17 protein-coding genes are annotated in these 17,658 nt (G+C 61.4%); 6 read left to right on the forward strand and 11 right to left on the reverse strand.

The window, feature by feature from the left end; all coding sequences use genetic code 11:
• Window positions 1-82 precede the first annotated feature (82 nt).
• The 9 genes from gyrB to dnaA all read right to left on the reverse strand — a co-directional run bounded on the left by gyrB (window position 83) and on the right by dnaA (window position 11,479).
• Entirely contained in the window at window positions 83-2,119 is a 2,037-nt protein-coding gene (gyrB, locus tag FEZ59_RS16735) for a DNA topoisomerase (ATP-hydrolyzing) subunit B (RefSeq protein ID WP_003942515.1), read from the reverse strand.
• A 197-nt stretch (window positions 2,120-2,316) separates the two neighbouring features.
• Window positions 2,317-3,240 (reverse strand): alpha/beta fold hydrolase, encoded by a 924-nt coding sequence (locus tag FEZ59_RS16740; protein WP_020967979.1) that lies wholly within the window; start codon window positions 3,238-3,240, stop codon window positions 2,317-2,319.
• 27 nt (window positions 3,241-3,267) lie between these two features.
• Window positions 3,268-4,389, reverse strand: coding sequence for a 2Fe-2S iron-sulfur cluster-binding protein (locus FEZ59_RS16745; protein ID WP_172932949.1), 1,122 nt, complete (start codon window positions 4,387-4,389; stop codon window positions 3,268-3,270).
• Complete coding sequence (locus FEZ59_RS16750; RefSeq protein WP_007729174.1) at window positions 4,389-5,300, reverse strand: metal-dependent hydrolase; 912 nt, start codon at window positions 5,298-5,300, stop codon at window positions 4,389-4,391. The genes FEZ59_RS16745 and FEZ59_RS16750 overlap by 1 nt, the downstream gene beginning before the upstream one ends.
• A 124-nt stretch (window positions 5,301-5,424) precedes the next feature.
• Window positions 5,425-5,970 carry a DUF721 family protein gene (locus tag FEZ59_RS16755; protein WP_003942471.1) on the reverse strand — a complete coding sequence of 182 codons (546 nt, stop codon included), beginning with the start codon at window positions 5,968-5,970 and terminating at the stop codon, window positions 5,425-5,427.
• Complete coding sequence (recF, locus tag FEZ59_RS16760) at window positions 5,963-7,192, reverse strand: DNA replication/repair protein RecF (protein WP_020905610.1); 1,230 nt, start codon at window positions 7,190-7,192, stop codon at window positions 5,963-5,965. The genes FEZ59_RS16755 and recF overlap by 8 nt, the downstream gene beginning before the upstream one ends.
• Window positions 7,193-8,101, reverse strand: a complete 909-nt coding sequence (gene gnd, locus FEZ59_RS16765; protein ID WP_019746211.1) for a phosphogluconate dehydrogenase (NAD(+)-dependent, decarboxylating) — start codon at window positions 8,099-8,101, stop codon at window positions 7,193-7,195.
• 44 nt (window positions 8,102-8,145) lie between these two features.
• A complete protein-coding gene (dnaN, locus tag FEZ59_RS16770; protein WP_007729165.1) occupies window positions 8,146-9,330 on the reverse strand; it encodes a DNA polymerase III subunit beta in 1,185 nt (394 codons plus the stop codon).
• Window positions 9,331-9,916: 586 nt separating this feature from the next.
• Complete coding sequence (dnaA, locus tag FEZ59_RS16775) at window positions 9,917-11,479, reverse strand: chromosomal replication initiator protein DnaA (RefSeq protein ID WP_003942491.1); 1,563 nt, start codon at window positions 11,477-11,479, stop codon at window positions 9,917-9,919.
• A gap of 780 nt (window positions 11,480-12,259) precedes the next feature.
• Here dnaA and rpmH point away from each other — a divergent pair.
• From rpmH to FEZ59_RS16805, 6 genes are all read left to right on the forward strand, one after another.
• Window positions 12,260-12,403: a 50S ribosomal protein L34 gene (gene rpmH, locus FEZ59_RS16780; RefSeq protein ID WP_003942540.1), complete on the forward strand. Its 144-nt coding sequence runs from the start codon at window positions 12,260-12,262 to the stop codon at window positions 12,401-12,403.
• Between the two features lie 26 nt (window positions 12,404-12,429).
• Complete coding sequence (gene rnpA / locus FEZ59_RS16785; protein ID WP_019746209.1) at window positions 12,430-12,810, forward strand: ribonuclease P protein component; 381 nt, start codon at window positions 12,430-12,432, stop codon at window positions 12,808-12,810.
• Window positions 12,807-13,187, forward strand: coding sequence for a membrane protein insertion efficiency factor YidD (gene yidD, locus FEZ59_RS16790; protein ID WP_007729147.1), 381 nt, complete (start codon window positions 12,807-12,809; stop codon window positions 13,185-13,187). The genes rnpA and yidD overlap by 4 nt, the downstream gene beginning before the upstream one ends.
• Window positions 13,188-13,191: 4 nt before the next feature.
• Window positions 13,192-14,298 carry a membrane protein insertase YidC gene (gene yidC, locus FEZ59_RS16795; RefSeq protein WP_019746208.1) on the forward strand — a complete coding sequence of 369 codons (1,107 nt, stop codon included), beginning with the start codon at window positions 13,192-13,194 and terminating at the stop codon, window positions 14,296-14,298.
• A 20-nt stretch (window positions 14,299-14,318) separates the two neighbouring features.
• On the forward strand, window positions 14,319-14,882 hold the full coding sequence (locus tag FEZ59_RS16800) for a protein jag (RefSeq protein WP_003942504.1): 564 nt from the start codon (window positions 14,319-14,321) through the stop codon (window positions 14,880-14,882).
• Between the two features lie 177 nt (window positions 14,883-15,059).
• A complete protein-coding gene (locus FEZ59_RS16805) occupies window positions 15,060-15,992 on the forward strand; it encodes a GNAT family N-acetyltransferase (protein WP_172932913.1) in 933 nt (310 codons plus the stop codon).
• Window positions 15,993-16,607: 615 nt separating this feature from the next.
• On the opposite strand, the gene FEZ59_RS16810 is transcribed toward FEZ59_RS16805, so the two are convergent.
• Window positions 16,608-17,114: a hypothetical protein gene (locus FEZ59_RS16810; RefSeq protein WP_172932914.1), complete on the reverse strand. Its 507-nt coding sequence runs from the start codon at window positions 17,112-17,114 to the stop codon at window positions 16,608-16,610.
• A gap of 98 nt (window positions 17,115-17,212) precedes the next feature.
• The gene (locus FEZ59_RS16815; protein ID WP_198931675.1) at window positions 17,213-17,353 is read right to left on the reverse strand and encodes a MerR family DNA-binding transcriptional regulator; all 141 of its coding nucleotides are present in this window, start codon (window positions 17,351-17,353) and stop codon (window positions 17,213-17,215) included.
• Window positions 17,354-17,658: the final 305 nt, after the last annotated feature.

Raw genomic sequence — 17,658 nt, forward strand, 5'->3', positions numbered from 1 at the left:
TCACTTTCTTAAAAGAGGGGGCAAGCCCCTGTGCGCGGAAAAGGAGTCCGGGGACTCCGCAACCGCTCACAGGGCCGCAGGCCTACACGTCGAGGAAACGAACGTCCCGGGCATTGCGGGTGATGAAGCTGCGTCGTGCTTCGACGTCTTCGCCCATCAGCACGCTGAACAGCTCGTCGGCAGCAGCCGCATCGTCGAGCGTGACGAGACGCAGAACGCGCACCGTCGGGTCCATCGTGGTTTCCCACAGCTCCTTGGCGTTCATCTCGCCGAGGCCTTTGTAGCGCTGGATGCCGTCGTCCTTGTTGATCTTCTTGCCGGACTCGAGGCCTGCCTTGACCATCGCGTCGCGCTCGCGGTCGGAGTACGCGAATTCCGGCTGCGCACCCTTCTGCCACTTGAGCTTGTACAGCGGCGGCTGCGCGAGGTAGACCTTGCCGTGCTCGACGAGCGGCCGCATGAAGCGGAACAGCAGCGTGAGCAGCAGCGTTGCGATGTGCTGACCGTCGACGTCGGCGTCGGCCATGAGCACGATCTTGTGATAGCGCAACTTGGCGATGTCGAACTCGTCGTGGATGCCCGTGCCGAACGCGGTGATGATCGACTGGACTTCGGTGTTCTTGAGGACGCGATCGATACGCGCCTTCTCCACGTTGATGATCTTTCCGCGAAGCGGGAGGATCGCCTGGTACATCGAGTCTCGGCCGGACTTGGCCGAGCCGCCTGCGGAGTCGCCCTCCACGATGTAGATCTCGGACTTCTCCGGATCGTTGGAGCGGCAATCGGCGAGCTTGCCTGGCAGGCCACCGAGGTCGGTCGCACTCTTACGACGGACCAGCTCACGCGCCTTACGCGCGGCGACGCGGGCCTGCGCCGACGAAACAGCCTTGTTCACAATGGTTTTCGCGTCGGCGGGGTTCGCCTCGAACCAGTGCGCGAGGTGCTCGTTGCACGCCTTCTGTACGAAGGACTTGACCTCGGTGTTGCCGAGCTTGGTCTTGGTCTGACCCTCGAACTGGGGTTCACCGACCTTCACCGAGATGATGGCCGCGAGTCCTTCACGGATGTCGTCACCGGTGAGCTTGGGATCCTTGTCCTTGAGCAGCTTCTTTTCGAGCGCGTACTTGTTGACCGTTGCGGTCAGTGCGGCGCGGAAGCCCTCTTCGTGGGTACCACCCTCGTGGGTGTTGATCGTGTTGGCGAAGGTGTGCACGGACTCCGAGTAGCCGGAGTTCCACTGCATTGCGACCTCGAGCTCGTGGCCGGTGCCCTTGGCGGTGAATCCCACGACCGAGTTGTGGATCGGGGTCTTGCTCTTGTTGATGTGCCGAACGTAGTCCTCGAGTCCACCGGGGTAGTGGTAGATACGGGTCTTGGACTTACGCGGCGCTGCCTGAGCAGCTTCTTCGGCTTCTTCGGCAGCAGACTTGGGAGCCTCGGCTACCTCGGCGGCTTCGTCGTCGATGACCTCGGCGCGCTCGTCGGTCAGCGTGATGGTCAGGCCCTTGTTGAGGAAGGCCATTTCCTGCAGACGACGCGCAACGGTCTCGAAGTTGTAGCGGGTGGTCTCGAAGATCTCGGGATCAGCCCAGAAACTGACGGTGGTGCCGGTCTCCTTCGTCGGGTCGCCCTGTACGAGCTCTCCCGGCTTGGAATCGGTGTACGTCTGCTGCCACCGGTAGCCGTCGACCTTGATGTCGACGTCGAGCCGGGTGGAGAGCGCGTTGACCACCGAGATACCGACGCCGTGCAGACCACCTGAGACGGCGTAGGAGTCGGAGTCGAACTTGCCGCCGGCGTGCAGCTGGGTCAGCACGACCTCGACGGTGGGTACTCCGGAGGCGTGCATGCCGACCGGGATGCCACGGCCGTCGTCGATGACGCGGATTCCGCCGTCTTCGAGGAGGGTGACCTCGACCTTGGTGGCGTGTCCGGCCATCGCCTCGTCGACCGAGTTGTCGACGACCTCCCAAATGAGGTGGTGCAAGCCGCGTTCACCGGTGGAACCGATGTACATGCCTGGACGCTTACGTACCGCCTCGAGTCCTTCGAGGACGGTGATGGACGACGCGTTGTAGTCCTTGCTGGAAGTGCTTGTATCTGACTTCTGGGCAGCCACGGGTGGGTAGCTCTCCTTCTCCGTCAATACTCGAGCGCAGCCGTCAGCAAGCCCTTGCGGGTGTCGTCGGAGCGGGTTCGAGAATGTTGCCGCTAGTTACCGTTGACCATCTTACTGGTAAGCACCGACTAGAAGCGGCCAATGACACCCCTGGCTGCGCCGCAGACGAATTTTTACGATCCCCTGAAGGTGAAACGCTAGGAACTTTGCTTCTCCGAGCGACGCTCTCTCAGGCTCGCGATAAATGCCCGCGCATGTTCGGCAACCTCGCTCGGATGTGAAAACGGCGACCAGTGTCCCGCGGCAATTTCACGTCGCTGCAGGTCGGAGACCCATTTTTCGGTGTCTTCGTATCCCACCGGACGAACGGCTTTGTCGTACTTGTTCAGAATGAGCTGAACAGGCACGTCCGTGTACCGATCCCGCGGCTTGCCGAGAGACGGCCGGATGTTCGCGCGATAAAGCTTGAGTCCGTTCACCATGTCGTCGGCGATGGTGGGCGCGGTGTTGACCACACGGGGGTCCAGACCGTCGAAGAAGCCCAGAAATGCCGGCCAGTGCTTGGAGAACCACAGACGCAACGGGAGGGTGCACAGCCCGGGAATCTGGAACAGAACGGTGTAGGCCGACGCAATTCCCTGCGCCGCCGGGCCGAGGAAACGACGCTTGGACACGCTCGCCCGGATCCACTTGCCGAGATGATCGAGATTGGGGCCCGAGATGGACGAGAACGACGCGATCTTCTCTTCGGCACCCGGCTCGCAGACCGCTTCCCACGTTTCCACGGATCCCCAGTCATGTGCCAGGACGTGCACCGGCTTGCCCGGGCTGACCGCGTCGATGACGGCAAAAAGATCGCCGGCCAGTGCGCTCAGTTGGTAGTCCTGCACCCTCGAGGGGATCGTGCTCTCACCGGCCCCGCGGCTGTCGTAGCTGACGACGCGGAAGTCGTCTGCCAGCAAAGGCACGATGCGGTTCCACAATTCATGGGTGTCGGGCCAACCATGCACCAGGACGATGGTCTCGCCGTCTGCCTTGCCCTGCTCGAACACTGCCAGGCTGACGGAACCGTTGGTCACGCGACGCGCGGTCACGGCATGGACAGGAGAGTGCTTCGACATTGTCGAACCCTTCGGAGTCGGGAATATCTAGAGATCGAGAACGAGACGTCCACCGTCGGAACGGGATACGCAGATGAGCATCTCCGTTTCCTGTTCGGTGTCGGTCAGACGCCTTTCGCGGTGATCGGGCTTGCCCGCGAGCACCTTCACACGACAGGTTCCGCAGAAACCCTGCTGACACGAGTACCCGACACCGGGCAATGTCTTCTTGATGACGTCGAGCGCGGACTCGTCGGCGGGCACGGTGAGCACCTGACCCGAATTGACCAGCTGCACTTCGAATTCCTTGCCGTCGATCACCGGCGGAGCCCCGAACCGCTCGAAATGCAAAGCGGTGGAGGGTGTATCGCGGAATCCGCGGCGGACGGCGTCGAGCATCGGCGTCGGGCCGCAGCAGTACACGGCACCGCCGGCCGGCGCTCGTCCGAGAAGGTCTGCGGTGGTGGGTAATCCGAACTCGTCGTCCGGGCGCACGAAGACACGCTCGGGTTCCCAGCTCGCGATCTCGTCGAGGAACGGCATGGATTCACGAGAGCGGCCCGAGTACACGAAGTACCAATCCATTCCCAATTCTCTTGCCGCACGGACCATTGCGATGATCGGCGTGATACCGATGCCGCCGGCAACAAACAGCGCACTGCCTTCACCCACGAAGGGAAATCCGTTGCGAGGGCCGCGCACCGTGACGTGCTCACCCGGCTGGAGAGCGTGCATCTCGATGGAACCGCCACCGCCGTCGGGGATCCGACGAACCGCGACGCTGTATCCCGTGCGATCGGCAGGGTCGCCGCACAGCGAATACTGACGCCGCAGACCCGAAGGTAGATGGAAGTCCAGGTGCGAACCCGGATGCCACGGCGGAATCGGTGAACCGTCGGCGGATTCGAAACGCAGGCGAACGACGTTCTCGTCGGTCGCCACCACCTCACGCGTACTGACCACCATGTTCATGGCCGTGTCGGGGTTGTGGCCAGCGATCTCGGGGTTGTAGTCGTAGGCCGTCAACACCCGAAGGTACTTGTCCGCCAATACCTCCGTGATGCGCATGGCACGGTCGGGACGGTTCTTTCCGGACAAATCGGGTGGCGCCGGAAAACGCGGCAACCCGTCGTGCCCGGAGATGACGTCCTTGACCCTCGAGAGTGAAATCACCGTGCAGCCGCCTGAGCTGCGGGTGACGACGCCAGGTACTGCACCGCCTGGGCGGTCGAGCCCTCGTTACTGGGGTGATAGGACTTGCTGAAGTACGTCGACATCCGCTTGACCAGCTCGAACGACGTGGGAACTGTGCCACGCTTTCCGGCCGCGATGAAATCGGACAGGTGGGGCCGTCGACGGCTGGGAGCCTGAGCGGCAAGCTCGGGATCGTTGCGCATCAAGAACCGAGTTCCACGAATCCACAGCCACACGATTGCGGGCGTGACGAGGATCTGGGTACGGATCCGGCGGGTCTCACGCTTGTCGAAGTAGCGCATCACGTCGTACGCGACGGCGCGGTGTTCGACTTCTTCGGCGCCGTGCCAGCGAAGAAGATCAAGCATGGTCGGGTGCATGCCGGCTTTGTCGAGCCCCTTGGCGTTGAGCACCCAGTCGCCGAGGAAAGCAGTGATGTGTTCGATGGCCGCGATGATAGCCAGACGCTCCACCAGGTGATTCTCGGCGCGCAGTCCCGTCATCGGGCGCGGTCCGAGCAGTTTCGAGAATGCCCACTCCATCTGCTGGGTGTACGGCGTCGGATCCAGGCCGTTTTCCTTCAGATGGACGAGGACACCCGAGTGCGCGTTGGAGTGCATCGCCTCTTGGCCGATGAATCCGACGACGTCTTCACGGAGTTTCTCGTCCTCGATCAGAGGAAGAGCTTCCTTGAAGGTCTCGACAAACCACTCCTCACCGGCTGGGAGGAGGAGGTGAAGCACGTTGAGAACGTGTGTGCTGAACGGATCGCCCGGAATCCAGTGCATGGGCAGATCGGACCAGTCGAACTCGACATTGCGAGCCTGCAACAGGATGTGATCCGGCTCGGCGAACGACGAAGCGGGTGTCGATATCTTCTGCGACATCTAGCTACTCCTTCATGCCTGCCGATCGGGATGGAACGACAGCCTTGTGACACAGTTCACTCACTAGCGAGTTTTAACTGTAACACGAAGTAATAGGTAGAACCAGGTCCTGGTTGAGTTTTCCTCAGCCGTACGTATCGCGAGGTCCGCGGCCTTTCACATGCCTTTCGCCCTTGCGCCAGCTAGGCGCACTCGGACCGGTGATGCGCAGTGTCTTCACGACGCCGTCACCGACGGCAGCAGCGATCTTGGCCAGAATCTGGGACTGCATCATGCGCAACTGGGTAGCCCACGCCGTCGACTCGGCGGAGATGCTGAGAACACCTTCTTTCAGAGAGATCGGCTCGGCGTGCGCGGAGATGTCTTCTCCGACGACCTGCGGCCACCGACCGAGGACCGTGCCCTCGGACACCTTGGGGGACCACCCACGCGATTTGGAGATAGCGCTGGTGAGAGCACCGAACGGCTGAGGGTCCCGCGCATCCGGGCCGGGGCCGGACCAACCGCTGCGTCGACGCGGGCGGCCACTTCCGTATTTGGGCGACGAGCGCCCCTGCCCGACGGCCTTGCCGTTGGCTTTGGCTGTCGCGCGTGCCTCCTCGAGGGCACGGCGCGCCAGATCGATCCCCTTTAGCTCGGGCTCCGGGGCCGCGCTGCTGTCTTCAGTCATCGAACTCGACCTCCTGATCCGTCGAGCCTACGGGCACTATCCGGGATATCCGACCGTCTCCGGTATCGGAGGCTTCGACGCCGAACTTGGCCGCCTCGAGTTCGTCCGGTACGTCCTCGGGAACGGCGGCCGTGATCAGCACCTGTTCTGCGGTAGCCGCAACGGTGGCGAGCGCACGACGCCGACGACGGTCCAATTCCGCGAATACGTCGTCGAGCATCAGGACCGGGTCGCTGCCGTCCGCGCGCAACAGGGCAAAACCTGCCAGTCTCAGCGAAAGCGCGAACGACCACGATTCACCATGACTGGCAAAGCCTTTCGCCGGACTGTCGCCGAGAACCAGCTCCAGGTCGTCCCGATGCGGACCGACCAGACACACTCCGCGATCGATTTCCTTCGACCTCATCTGTGCCAACTCGAGATGGAATCTCTCCTCGAGGTATGCAACGTCGTCGATTCCGGAAATCCTTGCAGGATCGGTGAATTCGGGATCCAACGACGAACCCAGGCTGCTCTTGTATCGGATCGACGCCGGCCGGGACTCGGGTGCGATGGAACGATACGACTCCGCCAGGTGGGGCGCCAGATCATGGACCAACTCGAGGCGCCCGGCCAACAATTGTGCGCCGTGAGCGGCCAGATGCCCGTCCCACACCTCGAGGGTTGAGAGGACGTTGTCGGACTCGCCACCACGAGAACCGCGGCGCAAAGCCGCACCAGCAGTTTTGAGTAGGGCTGAGCGCTGACGCAGCACTTTGTCGTAATCCGCACGGACGGCAGCCATTCGGGGAATCCGCGACGTCAACAACTCGTCGAGATAGCGCCGACGATCACCAGGATCACCGCGAACCAACGACAGATCTTCCGGCGCGAACATCACCGACTGCAGAATTCCCAGTACTTCCCGCGGACGACGCGTCGGCGACTGATTTATCCTGGCGCGGTTGGACTTTCCCTCGATCAGTTCGACGTCGATGGTCAGTTCGCGCCCGTTGTTGACCACCGTTGCACCGGCAAAAGCACTGGCGGAACCGCTGCGGATCATCGGTGCATCCGTGGACACTCGATGAGAGGACAGCGTGGACAGATACCCCAGTGACTCGAGGACGTTGGTTTTACCGTGCCCGTTCGAACCGAGGAAGACAGTTGTTCCCGGCGTGAGGTCCAGCGTCAGCGAATCCCAGGATCGGAAGTCCCGCAGCGAAAATCTACGAACGAACACTTAGCTTCCAGAAGCCGAATTCTTGGGCGAAGCGCTCTTGACCGCGTGACCACCGAACTGATTACGCAAGGCCGACACCGCCTTCATGGCCGGTGAATCATCCTGTCGTGAAGCAAATCTCGCGAACAGAGCAGCGGAGATTACGGGAGCAGGGACAGCGTGCTTGATAGCTTCCTCTACCGTCCAGCGGCCCTCACCGGAATCCTCGGTATAGCCCGTGATCTGCGCAAGCTCCGGATCCTCCTCGAGGGCGTCGACAAGCAGATCGAGTAACCACGAACGTACGACGGTTCCCTTCGACCAAGCTCGGAGCACGCCCGGAACGTCCGCGATCAGGCTTTCCGCCTCGAGGAGCTCGTACCCCTCGGCATACGCCTGCATCAGGCCGTATTCGATGCCGTTGTGCACCATCTTCGCGTAATGACCAGCACCGACGGGGCCGGCGTGGACAAAGCCGTCTGCAGCGTCGCCGTCGGGGCGAAGGGCGTCGAAGATCGGCATTGCCTTTGCCACGTCGGGCTCGGATCCGCCAACCATCAGGCCGTAGCCGTTCTCACGGCCCCAGATGCCACCGGAGACACCGCAGTCGAGGAAACCGATCCCACGGGCGCCCAGAAGCTCGGCATGGACAGCATCGTCGGTGTAGCGCGAGTTCCCACCGTCGATGACCAGATCGCCGCCCTCGAGGGCATCCGCCAGCTCGGCAATGGTGCTCTGGGTGATTTCACCGGCCGGAACCATCACCCAGACGACTCGAGGTCCCTCGAGGGAAGCAGCGAGTTCGGCAAGTGACCCGACATCGGTGACTTCCGGTCGAGGGTCGTATCCGATCACCTCGAGGCCATGCGCGCGCAAGCGCTCACGCATGTTGAAACCCATCTTGCCGAGACCTACGAGTCCGATCTTCATACTGTTCTCCCTGGTCAGGCGCGAACTGAAGTGCGGGGTACCACTCAGCCCGGGAGGCGAACCGGCATCAGCAGGTACGTGTACTCGCTCGAGGGCGCAGCGAAGTTACCGGACTCGTCTGCCGTGGGCTCTTCCTCGGCCGCGGGGCGAAGAACAGCCGGACGGCTGGGAGTGGTGAAGCCGAACAGAACGTTTTCGCTGTGAAGCGAGTTCAACCCGTCGATCAGGTAACCGGGGTTGAACGCAATGGTGAGTGCTTCGCCCTGGAACGACGCGTTGAGTGTCTCTTCTGCGCGGCCGGCGTCGTCGCCACCCGCAGAGAGGAGCAGACCGTCAGCGGAGAACTGCATGCGAACCTGTGCGCCACGCTCGGCGACGAGTGCTACACGCTTGATGGCCTCGATGAGAGGCGTGACCTCGACCGTTGCCATCGCGGTGTGCTGAGCAGGCAGCAACTGACGGAACTTCGGGAACTCGGCGTCGAGGAGGCGCGTCGTGGTGCGGCGTCCGTCGTTGACGATGCCGAGGAGTCCGTCGTTTCCGATGGTCGTACCGGAACCGAGAGCCAACTCGACCGGCGAATTTGCATTGCCGGCAAGCGTTTTCGCGGACTCGGACAGAGTCTTGGCAGGGATGAGAACAGCAGCCTGGACGTCAGGGTTTGCCGGAGTCCACTCGAGTTCACGAACGGCGAGACGGAAGCGGTCGGTAGCGGCGAGGACGATCGAATTCTGTTCGATCTCGACACGGATACCTGTGAGCATCGGAAGGGTGTCGTCCTTGCCGGCTGCTACGGCTACCTGGCTGATGGCTTCGGAGAACAGGTCGACGGGAATGGACCCGGACTGCTGCGGAAGCGTCGGAAGCTGGGGGTAGTCCTCGACCGGCATCGTGGGCAGGGAGAACTTGGCGCTTCCGCAGGAGATGAGCACGCGAGTGCCCTCGAGGGTCACATCGACCGGCTTGTTGGGAAGCGACTTGGTGATATCGGCAAGGAGGCGTCCGGAGACGAGTGCCTGACCTGCAGTCGTGACATCTGCCGAGACGCGGACCTGCGCAGATACCTCGTAGTCGAACCCGGAAACGGTGAGGCCGGCTTCGGTTGCGTCGAGAAGAACTCCGCCGAGAACCGGCACAGGCGGCCTCGAGGGCAGGCTACGAGCAACCCACGCTACTGAATCAGCGAACTCTTCCCGGGAAACGCGAAACTTCAGGCTTCCAAGCTCCATCGCCGGGTTATTCCTCTCGGTAGGCATGTTCGTCTGCTGCGGATCTGCATCAGCTCACTTGAAGTCTGACACAGACCAAGCGATGCCCACCGTATGCCCTCGAGGGCGCAAGTGGAAAGCCGAAGCCGGGACGAGCGCAGCCTGAGGCGAGGTTCTCAACAGGAGTTGTCCCCAGAACTATTTTCAAAGAGCTTTTCCTAGGAAATTCTCAGTAGTAGTAATAAGTCCTGTGCAATCTGTGGAGCAACGGTTGTCGACGCTGGTAGGTCCCCTCGAGGGCCTGTGCACTTCTCGAGGACAGACTCGAGGACCAATCGACCCCCTCTGTGCACTCTCTGAAAGTTTTCGGATTCCTCCTCGAGAACTCCACAGACTTTCGGAGTTATCAACACAGTTATCCACAGATGTGAATACTTTTCACAAGAAACGAAGAGTTTGTTCTCATCGGCGTGTCCGACTCCGGCGTGTCGTCCCTCGAGGTGGACAACCGCCCCTCGAGGGGACCGCACGTGTAACCCTTCGAATACACCGATGCCGCTCGAGGGAAACCTCTGCCTCGAGCGGCATCGATCGAAATAAGTGCAGGTCAACGCTTGGAGCGCTGCTTGATCCTTGCGGTCAACTCCTGAACCTGGTCGTACACCTTGCGGCGTTCCGTCATTTCCTTACGGATCTTCTTGTCGGCGTACATGACCGTCGTGTGGTCACGGCCGAACGTCTGACCGATCTTCGGCAATGACAAATCAGTGAGCTCACGGCACAAATACATCGAGATCTGGCGGGCCTGAGCGAGTGGCCGGGCCTTACCCGGCCCACACAGGTCGTCGATCGACATGTTGAAGTATTCGGCCGTCACCGCCATGATCGTCGCCGCGTTGATCTCGAGGCTCGACGAATCGGGCATCAGATCGCGCAGGACCACCTCGGCCAACGTCAGATCCAACGGCTGGCGGTTGAGCGAGGCAAAAGCGGTGACGCGGATCAACGCGCCCTCGAGTTCACGAATGTTGCGCTCGATACGGCTGGCGATCAACTCGAGGACATCGTGCGGGACCTCGAGGCGATCCATCCTCGCCTTCTTGCTCAGAATCGCGATACGCGTCTCGAGCTCAGGCGGCTGAACGTCGGTGATCAGGCCCCATTCGAAGCGCGTCCGCAGACGCTCCTCGAGGGTTGCCAACTGCTTGGGCGGACGGTCCGAGGAGACGACGATCTGCTTGTTCGCGTTGTGCAAGGTGTTGAAGGTATGGAAGAACTCCTCCTGGATACCTTCCTTGCCTTCGATGAACTGGATGTCGTCGACCAGCAGGACGTCCGTTTCCCGGTATCGACGTTTGAACGCAACCTTGCGGTCGTCACGAAGACTGTTGATGAAGTCGTTGGTGAATTCTTCGGTCGAGACGTACTTGACCCGCATGCCGGGGAACAGTCGCTGTGCGTAGTGGCCGGCGGCGTGAAGAAGGTGCGTCTTGCCCAGGCCCGAAGCTCCCCAGATGAACAAGGGGTTGTACGCACGCGCCGGCGCCTCCGCGATCGCGACGGCAGCGGCATGAGCGAATCGGTTGGACGATCCGATCACAAAAGTGTCGAAGGTGTACTTCGCGTTGAGACTGTTCGCGCCGGACCCAGAAGCAGAAGGAGTAGCGGGCGGCTTCGTGAAGTACGACGGCCACGATTCGTGAACGCTCGCGAGTGCTTCGCGGTCGTCGTCGACTTCCTCGGTCTCGGCAGTCTCGGAGTCCGAAGGTTCTCCGTCGCCTTCGGTGAATCTGCGCCGACGGTATGCGCCCGATGAGTTGACCGACTCGAACTGACGGCTGCCCGTGCGCTCCTCGACCGGTTCGGCGGGTGCGTCGGCATCGTCTTCGAGTGCGATGCGGACACCGAGTCCCTCGACCTGGCCGCCGAGGTGGCGTCCGAGTGCCTGCAGGATCGGCTCGCGTAGATCGCGCTCGATCGTCTCTTGAGCAAATGGCGATGGAACCGAGAGGAGTGCAAAACCCTGAGCAAGTGTGAGAGGCCTCACCAGACGGACAAATGCCTTCTGCTTGCTGCTCAAAGCCGGAAGATTACTTCCGGGGTCATCACTCGTGAGTTCTGCAACCACGTCGACCCAGACCCGTGCGAGCGCGTTGGGATCGTCGTTCACGTGGTTCCTTCCCGTGTTTCGCCGACAGTGGGTGTGCTGCAGCTGCCGAGCGTATGGCTGCGGCGTCGAATGATTCGGTGGATTACCACCCGGGGTGAGAACCCCGTAACAGGCTACGAATATGCCACCTGGGCTGTGTTTCCACACAATTATCCACAGATGTGGACAAACCTGCACTGAGTCGGTTTTTTCGTCAACCAAATTCGTCAAAGTGATCGAGAAATTGATCTACCTGCAACTTTGTCGGAACTCGAGGCGTTCGCCACTTGGTGTCGGGGATGCGTCAACACTCACAGCCCTGTGGATGAATGTGGAAACTCGGGATTCGGGGTCGCGTCCGGCGCTCGTGCCCGTATGTGCTGATGAGGCCTTGTCGGGAGCATGCGCCGGTGGAACTGTCCGGGTTGCCTTCAGGTCACCTGCAGTCCGTAGCGGAACTGTTGCCAAGGTCACACTTGCCGCCTCGCTCGAGGTCACGGCCGTATGCACACCGCGAATGGAATCTGCGGAATGATGGAAGTATCGGCGTGTCGTCGCGGTTGCCGCGAGAGGGCTCCGAATCGGGCTGGTTTGACCTTGGCAACGGTGGTAAGTAACCTCGAACGGTCACCCGCTGGTGGTGATCGCTTCGTGCTGGCTACATATGTCAGGTCGGATCGGTCTTCCAAGCCACAACGAGTGAAGTTGATTGTTCTGTACCTGTTGGATCCAAAGGCGCCGTAAGGCGTCGATCACTGAATGACGCCGGGAGGCGTCAATGAACTTCGAGGAGTGTTGACCGTGGCCAAGGGCAAGCGGACGTTCCAGCCGAATAATCGCCGCCGCGCGCGTGTTCACGGCTTCCGTCTTCGTATGCGTACCCGTGCGGGTCGTGCAATCGTTTCGGCGCGTCGCCGTAAGGGCCGCGATTCCCTCACCGCCTGATCTGATTTCGAGTTCAGGAGCTCGGGGTGTTGCCTGAGCCGTCTCGGTTGCGTCGCCACGCGGATTTCTCCGTGGCGGTGCGACGCGGGCGTCGTATGGGAAGACGCGACCTTGTCGTGCACGCGTTCGATCGCGAGCAAGTAGAGGCGCTGGTAGTAACAAATCACGGTCCCCGTTTCGGGCTGATCGTGAGCAAGGCTGTCGGGCCGGCGGTGATTCGACATCGAGTCGCACGCCGGCTTCGTCATATCTGTGCAGATTTCGTCGGGCAGGTTTCGCCGGAGACGGACGTGGTCATCCGCGCACTTCCGGGCGCAGCTACCGCCAGTTCAGCCGAACTGGCCAAGCAGTTGCGTGGGGGCCTGACCAAAATGAACCTATTGGTGTCGGTAAGTGAAGAGCCATGAGTACTCCGCTCTCTGAGCAGATCGAGACTCCCAGAGCCTCCCGTGTCATCACGGTGTTGAAGGCTGTGCGTCGCGCTCCCGCCACTGTTCTCATCTTCTGTATCGAGTTGTACCGGACGTATGTGTCGCCCTTGAGGATGCCGACCTGCCGGTTCACCCCCACCTGCAGTGAATACGCGGTCGAAGCGCTGCGCACTCACGGGGCGATCAAAGGCCTTTTCTTGACTGTGGTGCGGTTGGCGAAGTGTGCCCCCTGGCATTCTGGAGGGTGGGACCCTGTCCCTGCCCGTCGTGACCGTGATGCGGGTAGCCGCCATAGCTGTCCGGAAGCACGCGCAGCGTGTCACAGTCCGACGGACGAACAGAGGAGTACTTAGAGCCGTGCTCAATTTCATTTACTATCCGGTATCCGCAATTCTGTGGGTCTGGCACAAGGTCTTCGGGTTCATTCTCGGCCCGGACAACGGAATAGCCTGGGCGCTCTCCGTGGTGTTCCTGGTGTTCACCTTGCGTGCGGTTCTGTACAAGCCGTTCGTGAAGCAGGTCCGCACGACCCGCCAGATGCAGGAACTGCAGCCGCAGATCAAGGCATTGCAGAAGAAGTATTCGGGCGACCGTCAGCGTCAGGCCGTCGAGATGCAGAAGCTCCAGAAGGAGCACGGATTCAACCCGATCATGGGCTGTCTCCCGGTCTTGGCTCAGGCTCCGGTGTTCATCGGTCTGTTCCACGTCCTGCGCTCGTTCAACCGCACCGGCACCGGCATGGGCCAGCTGGGCATGAGCGCCGAGGACAACCTCAACACCCCGAACTACGTCTTCTCGGCCACTGACGTCCAGTCGTTCCTGGATGCTCGTCTGTTCGGCGCGCCCATCTCGGCCGCGATCACGACGCCGGTTGCGCAGCTTCAGGCTTATGTCACCGAGAACGTTCCCGAGCTTCCGTCACGCCTGAACATCATTCTCGTGGCCGCTCCGTTGATGATCATTGCCAGCATCGCGACCCACTTCAACTCACGCGCTTCGGTTGCCCGTCAGAGCGAAGCAGCTGCCGCGAACCCGCAGTCCGCGATCATGAACAAGCTCGCGCTGTACGTCTTCCCGCTCGGCGTTCTGGTCGGTGGACCGTTCCTTCCGATCGCGATCCTCCTGTACTGGGTGTCGAACAACATCTGGACCTACGGTCAGCAGCACCTCGTCTTCCGCAAGATCGATGCCGAAGAAGAAGCGAAGAAGCAGGAAGCGATCACTCGCCGCAACGACAATGCGCCTAAGCCCGGTGCCCGTCCCGATCCCGGTAAGAAGAAGGGATCCCCGGCTGCGCTGAAGACCGCGGATTCAGCCGACGACGACGGTGACGCCCCGGAAGTTTCGCTCAAGAAGCCTCAGCCGAAGCCCTCGGGTTCCAGTGGTGGTTCGACGTCGAAACCGAAACAGAACCGGCCACAGAGCAACCGCGGCAACTCCCCCAAGCGCAATAAACGGCGCTGATCCAGGAAAGAGAACGACCAATGTCCAGTGAAGCTGACATCGTTGTGGATGGAGAGAACGCAGACGTGAGCACCGAGACCACTGCGCCGGTTACCGATGTGGATGTAGACATCGACGATTCCGATGACGATTTGATCGAAGAGGGCGAGATCGCCGGCGACTACCTCGAGCAGTTGCTCGACGTGCTCGATTTCGACGGAGACATCGACCTTGACGTCGAGGGCGATCGGGCGATCGTCAGCATCGACGGCGGCGACGACCTGACCAAGCTTGTGGGACGTAAGGGTGAGGTTCTGGATGCTCTCCAGGAGCTGACTCGTCTGGCTGTTCAGCAGTCGACCGGAGAGCGCAGCCGCTTGATGCTCGACATCGCCGGCTGGCGGGCGGGCCGCCGCGAGGCGCTCAGTGCTCTCGGTGCGGAAGCCGCACAGCGTGTTCTCGAGACCGGCGAACGCGAAGAGCTTGCTCCGATGACGCCGTTCGAACGCAAGATCGTGCACGACGCCGTCGCCAAGGTCGCCGGTGTTTCCAGCGAGAGCGAAGGCGCTGAGCCGTCTCGCCGAGTGGTTGTCCTCAAGGACTGACACTCCCCCCTGATCGAATGCGGGCCCCGGATTTTCCGGGGCCCGCATTCGTGTACGAGAGGTGTTTCACGTGAAACCGAATCCGGCGGCACGGTGAAGGTCCGGTGCCTATCGTTGTCGACATGTCCTATCTCTATTTCGGAACCTGTCGTCAATGAAGCGTCGTGAAGGGAAGCAATGGTGCTGATACGACCCGCGACTCGGGCCGAGTTGGAAGAGCCCGTGGGGTTCGCGATGAACGATCCGGTCGGGTTCGTCGACGCTGACTCGCTCCGGGAAGAGGTGGCGGCCGGACGGCTTCGTCCGGAATGGAGTTGGTTCGCCGTTGACGGCTCCAGTATCGTCGCGCGTGCCCTGTGGTGGGGGCGTGAGGACAGCGAGCGTCCGCTCGCCCTTGATTTCCTGCACGTGCTGGCTGACGTGCCGGATCGTGCTGCGCTTGCCGCCGAACTCATGTCGCGGGCGCACACCGAGTTCCACGCGAAGCCTGAGTATGTGCTGGTCGTGCCGACCGCCGGGCATGACGCGGATTCCACCGTCGCAGACGCCGTGTCCTGGCGTCGCGAGGCGGCCCAGGCGGCCGGACTGACCGAGATGATCGAGCGGCTGCGTTTCGAGTGGACGCCTGCGGCCGGTGTGCCCGCCCCCTCCGAGCGTCTGATGTTCCGTCCCGCCTCGGATGATGAGTTCCTCGCGGTGTTCCAGCGGGTCGCTGTCGGCAGCCTGGACGTCGCCACGCAACGAGGCATTGCGGCCACAGACATTGTCAGCCAGGCCCGGGACGATCTCGAGTTCTACCGGTCGTGCCCTGGCGAACGATCGTGGTGGCGGCTGGCGGAGACCATGGACGGGACGCTGGTCGGCTTCGCGATCCCGTCCGCGACGCCCTACCATCGCAACGTCGGATACCTCGGAGTAGTGCCCGAGCTGCGCGGGTGCCGCTACGTGGACGACATCCTCTGCGAGATCACCCGCGTTCACGCAGCCGATGGCGCCAATCGCATCACCGCGACCACGGACGTACCCAACACGCCCATGGCCGCCGCGTTCAAGCGGGCGAACTACCAGGTGACCGAGGTGAGGATGGTGTTCGAGGCCCCGGCGGGCTGAGCCGGGCGTCAACCGGAGGTTCGTCGCCGAATCGCGCCGGCGTGGGCCTTTCTGTCCAGCTTGTCCGACGGTGTATGGGTGACGCGGAGACCGCTGAGTACCAGGGATAGGGGTGGCCAGGTTCCAACTCGGCCCACATACCCTGCTGCAACGGTGTCGTACGAATATGGGTAGAGACCGAGACTTCGATCCGAACATCTCTCGGAGGCGGGCGGCGATCTTGAGTGCTTTGAGCGGGATGCTCGTGTGCGGCCTGAGTTGTTGGCCCGTGGTCTTCGAACCGCAGCAGAGAATGGAAGTCCAGTCTTTCCCGCCCGGGCGGTGAGGAGTATTGGCTCTGCTGGTTGTTGCCGCTGGGAGTAGTCGCCGTCGTATTCATTCCACTTGCACTGGCATGGGGATCCGGGAGAGCAGTCATGCTCAGCTTCATCATTGCCTTATTGGGTGTCGGCGGCGCACCGTGCACGTTCGGATATTCGATCGACAACACGGCGTACTACATGTGAGCCCCTCCCCTCCCCCAGCCGGAATAGTCAGCCCTTCGTTTCACGTGAAACAGGATCGATGATTGTTGCCCCGAGCTCTCGATCTCCATCCCAGATTGGTAGTGGACGCCTATTGGATGGCGATCACGAGTTCAATGGCTTCTGGTGTGCCGTCGTCAGCGAGTACTCCAACCTGGCGGATGCTGCCGTGAACTAACTCCAGTCCGTCATCGTTTGCTTGCTCGATCATCGCGATCTGTGCGGCTTCTGCGCCTAGATCGCCGAGATCGGAATCGTCGTCGGATGTTTCGAGTGTCACAAACAGTTCGTCGCGCGCTGGGAGTGTGCCAGATTCGACGATCGTTCCGGAGATGCCAACTGGCTCGGCGGGGATCTGGGTAGTCGGCCAGCAGAACAGAACTTCGACGACCTCAGCTTCTGCAGTTTGGCGCAGTGTTGTCCACCAGGGGCCGGAGATCGTGTGGCCGGCTTCTGTCAGGGCCATTCGCAGGGTCGCCAGGGGCGACTCAACCTGCTCGAGTTCGAGGTTACGGATTTCGTGTTGCAGTCCAACCCAGTGTTGAGCCGGCATGGAACGACGGCGCACGGTGTAGTCGAGTTCAAGTGAGTCGATCAACGCGGACCCTTGCGCCGCGTCAGCATCTTGTCGTGCGCGTTCGTCAGCGACATGTGCTCGGTGCCGTTCGATGAAGGAATTTATGTAGTGCGGGTTGCTCAATGCTTCTGCGACAGTGTCGAGCGCGAGGCCGATGTTGCGGAGTGCCGTGTGGGTTTGAGTAGATCGATGGCGTCGTAGTGGTGGAGTGCTTTCACTGTGAGTCCAGAGGCGAGGGCGAACTCTCCGATGCGCATCATGTGGTGCCAAGCTCCTTGGATTGATTTCGGTTTCTGGTGCCAAGTCTCCGGTCTCCCGCAACAGGAGAGTCAAGTCGAAGGTTGGGTAGCTCGTGGCAATCGGCGGCGAGACACCGAAACTGTCCGAAGCCGGCCCTTTTCTGAAACTCGCTTTTCGTCGATAATTACCCCTTTTTGGCCATGAATTCCATCCATGTAACTACCCATGGCAGTTTCGTCACTGTGATGATATTGATAATCGACCTCCTATCTGCGTTCGATCGCCCGGCTATGTTTCACGTGAAACGCATCAGAATTGGAAGATT

The organism is Rhodococcus sp. MS13, from assembly GCF_013277835.1.
Classification (GTDB): Bacteria; Actinomycetota; Actinomycetes; order Mycobacteriales; family Mycobacteriaceae; genus Rhodococcus_F; species Rhodococcus_F erythropolis.

Excerpts from the sequence above, each read along its gene's own strand:
- FEZ59_RS16740 (WP_020967979.1), bottom strand. The coding sequence starts at position 3,240 with ATGTCGAAGCACTCTCCTGTCCATGCCGTGACCGCGCGTCGCGTGACC.
- FEZ59_RS16750 (WP_007729174.1), bottom strand. The coding sequence starts at position 5,300 with ATGTCGCAGAAGATATCGACACCCGCTTCGTCGTTCGCCGAGCCGGAT.
- FEZ59_RS16755 (WP_003942471.1), bottom strand. The coding sequence starts at position 5,970 with ATGACTGAAGACAGCAGCGCGGCCCCGGAGCCCGAGCTAAAGGGGATC.
- gnd (WP_019746211.1), bottom strand. The coding sequence starts at position 8,101 with ATGAAGATCGGACTCGTAGGTCTCGGCAAGATGGGTTTCAACATGCGT.
- dnaN (WP_007729165.1), bottom strand. The coding sequence starts at position 9,330 with ATGGAGCTTGGAAGCCTGAAGTTTCGCGTTTCCCGGGAAGAGTTCGCT.
- yidD (WP_007729147.1), top strand. The coding sequence starts at position 12,807 with ATGAGTACTCCGCTCTCTGAGCAGATCGAGACTCCCAGAGCCTCCCGT.
- FEZ59_RS16800 (WP_003942504.1), top strand. The coding sequence starts at position 14,319 with ATGTCCAGTGAAGCTGACATCGTTGTGGATGGAGAGAACGCAGACGTG.
- FEZ59_RS16805 (WP_172932913.1), top strand. The coding sequence starts at position 15,060 with ATGGTGCTGATACGACCCGCGACTCGGGCCGAGTTGGAAGAGCCCGTG.
- FEZ59_RS16815 (WP_198931675.1), bottom strand. The coding sequence starts at position 17,353 with ATGATGCGCATCGGAGAGTTCGCCCTCGCCTCTGGACTCACAGTGAAA.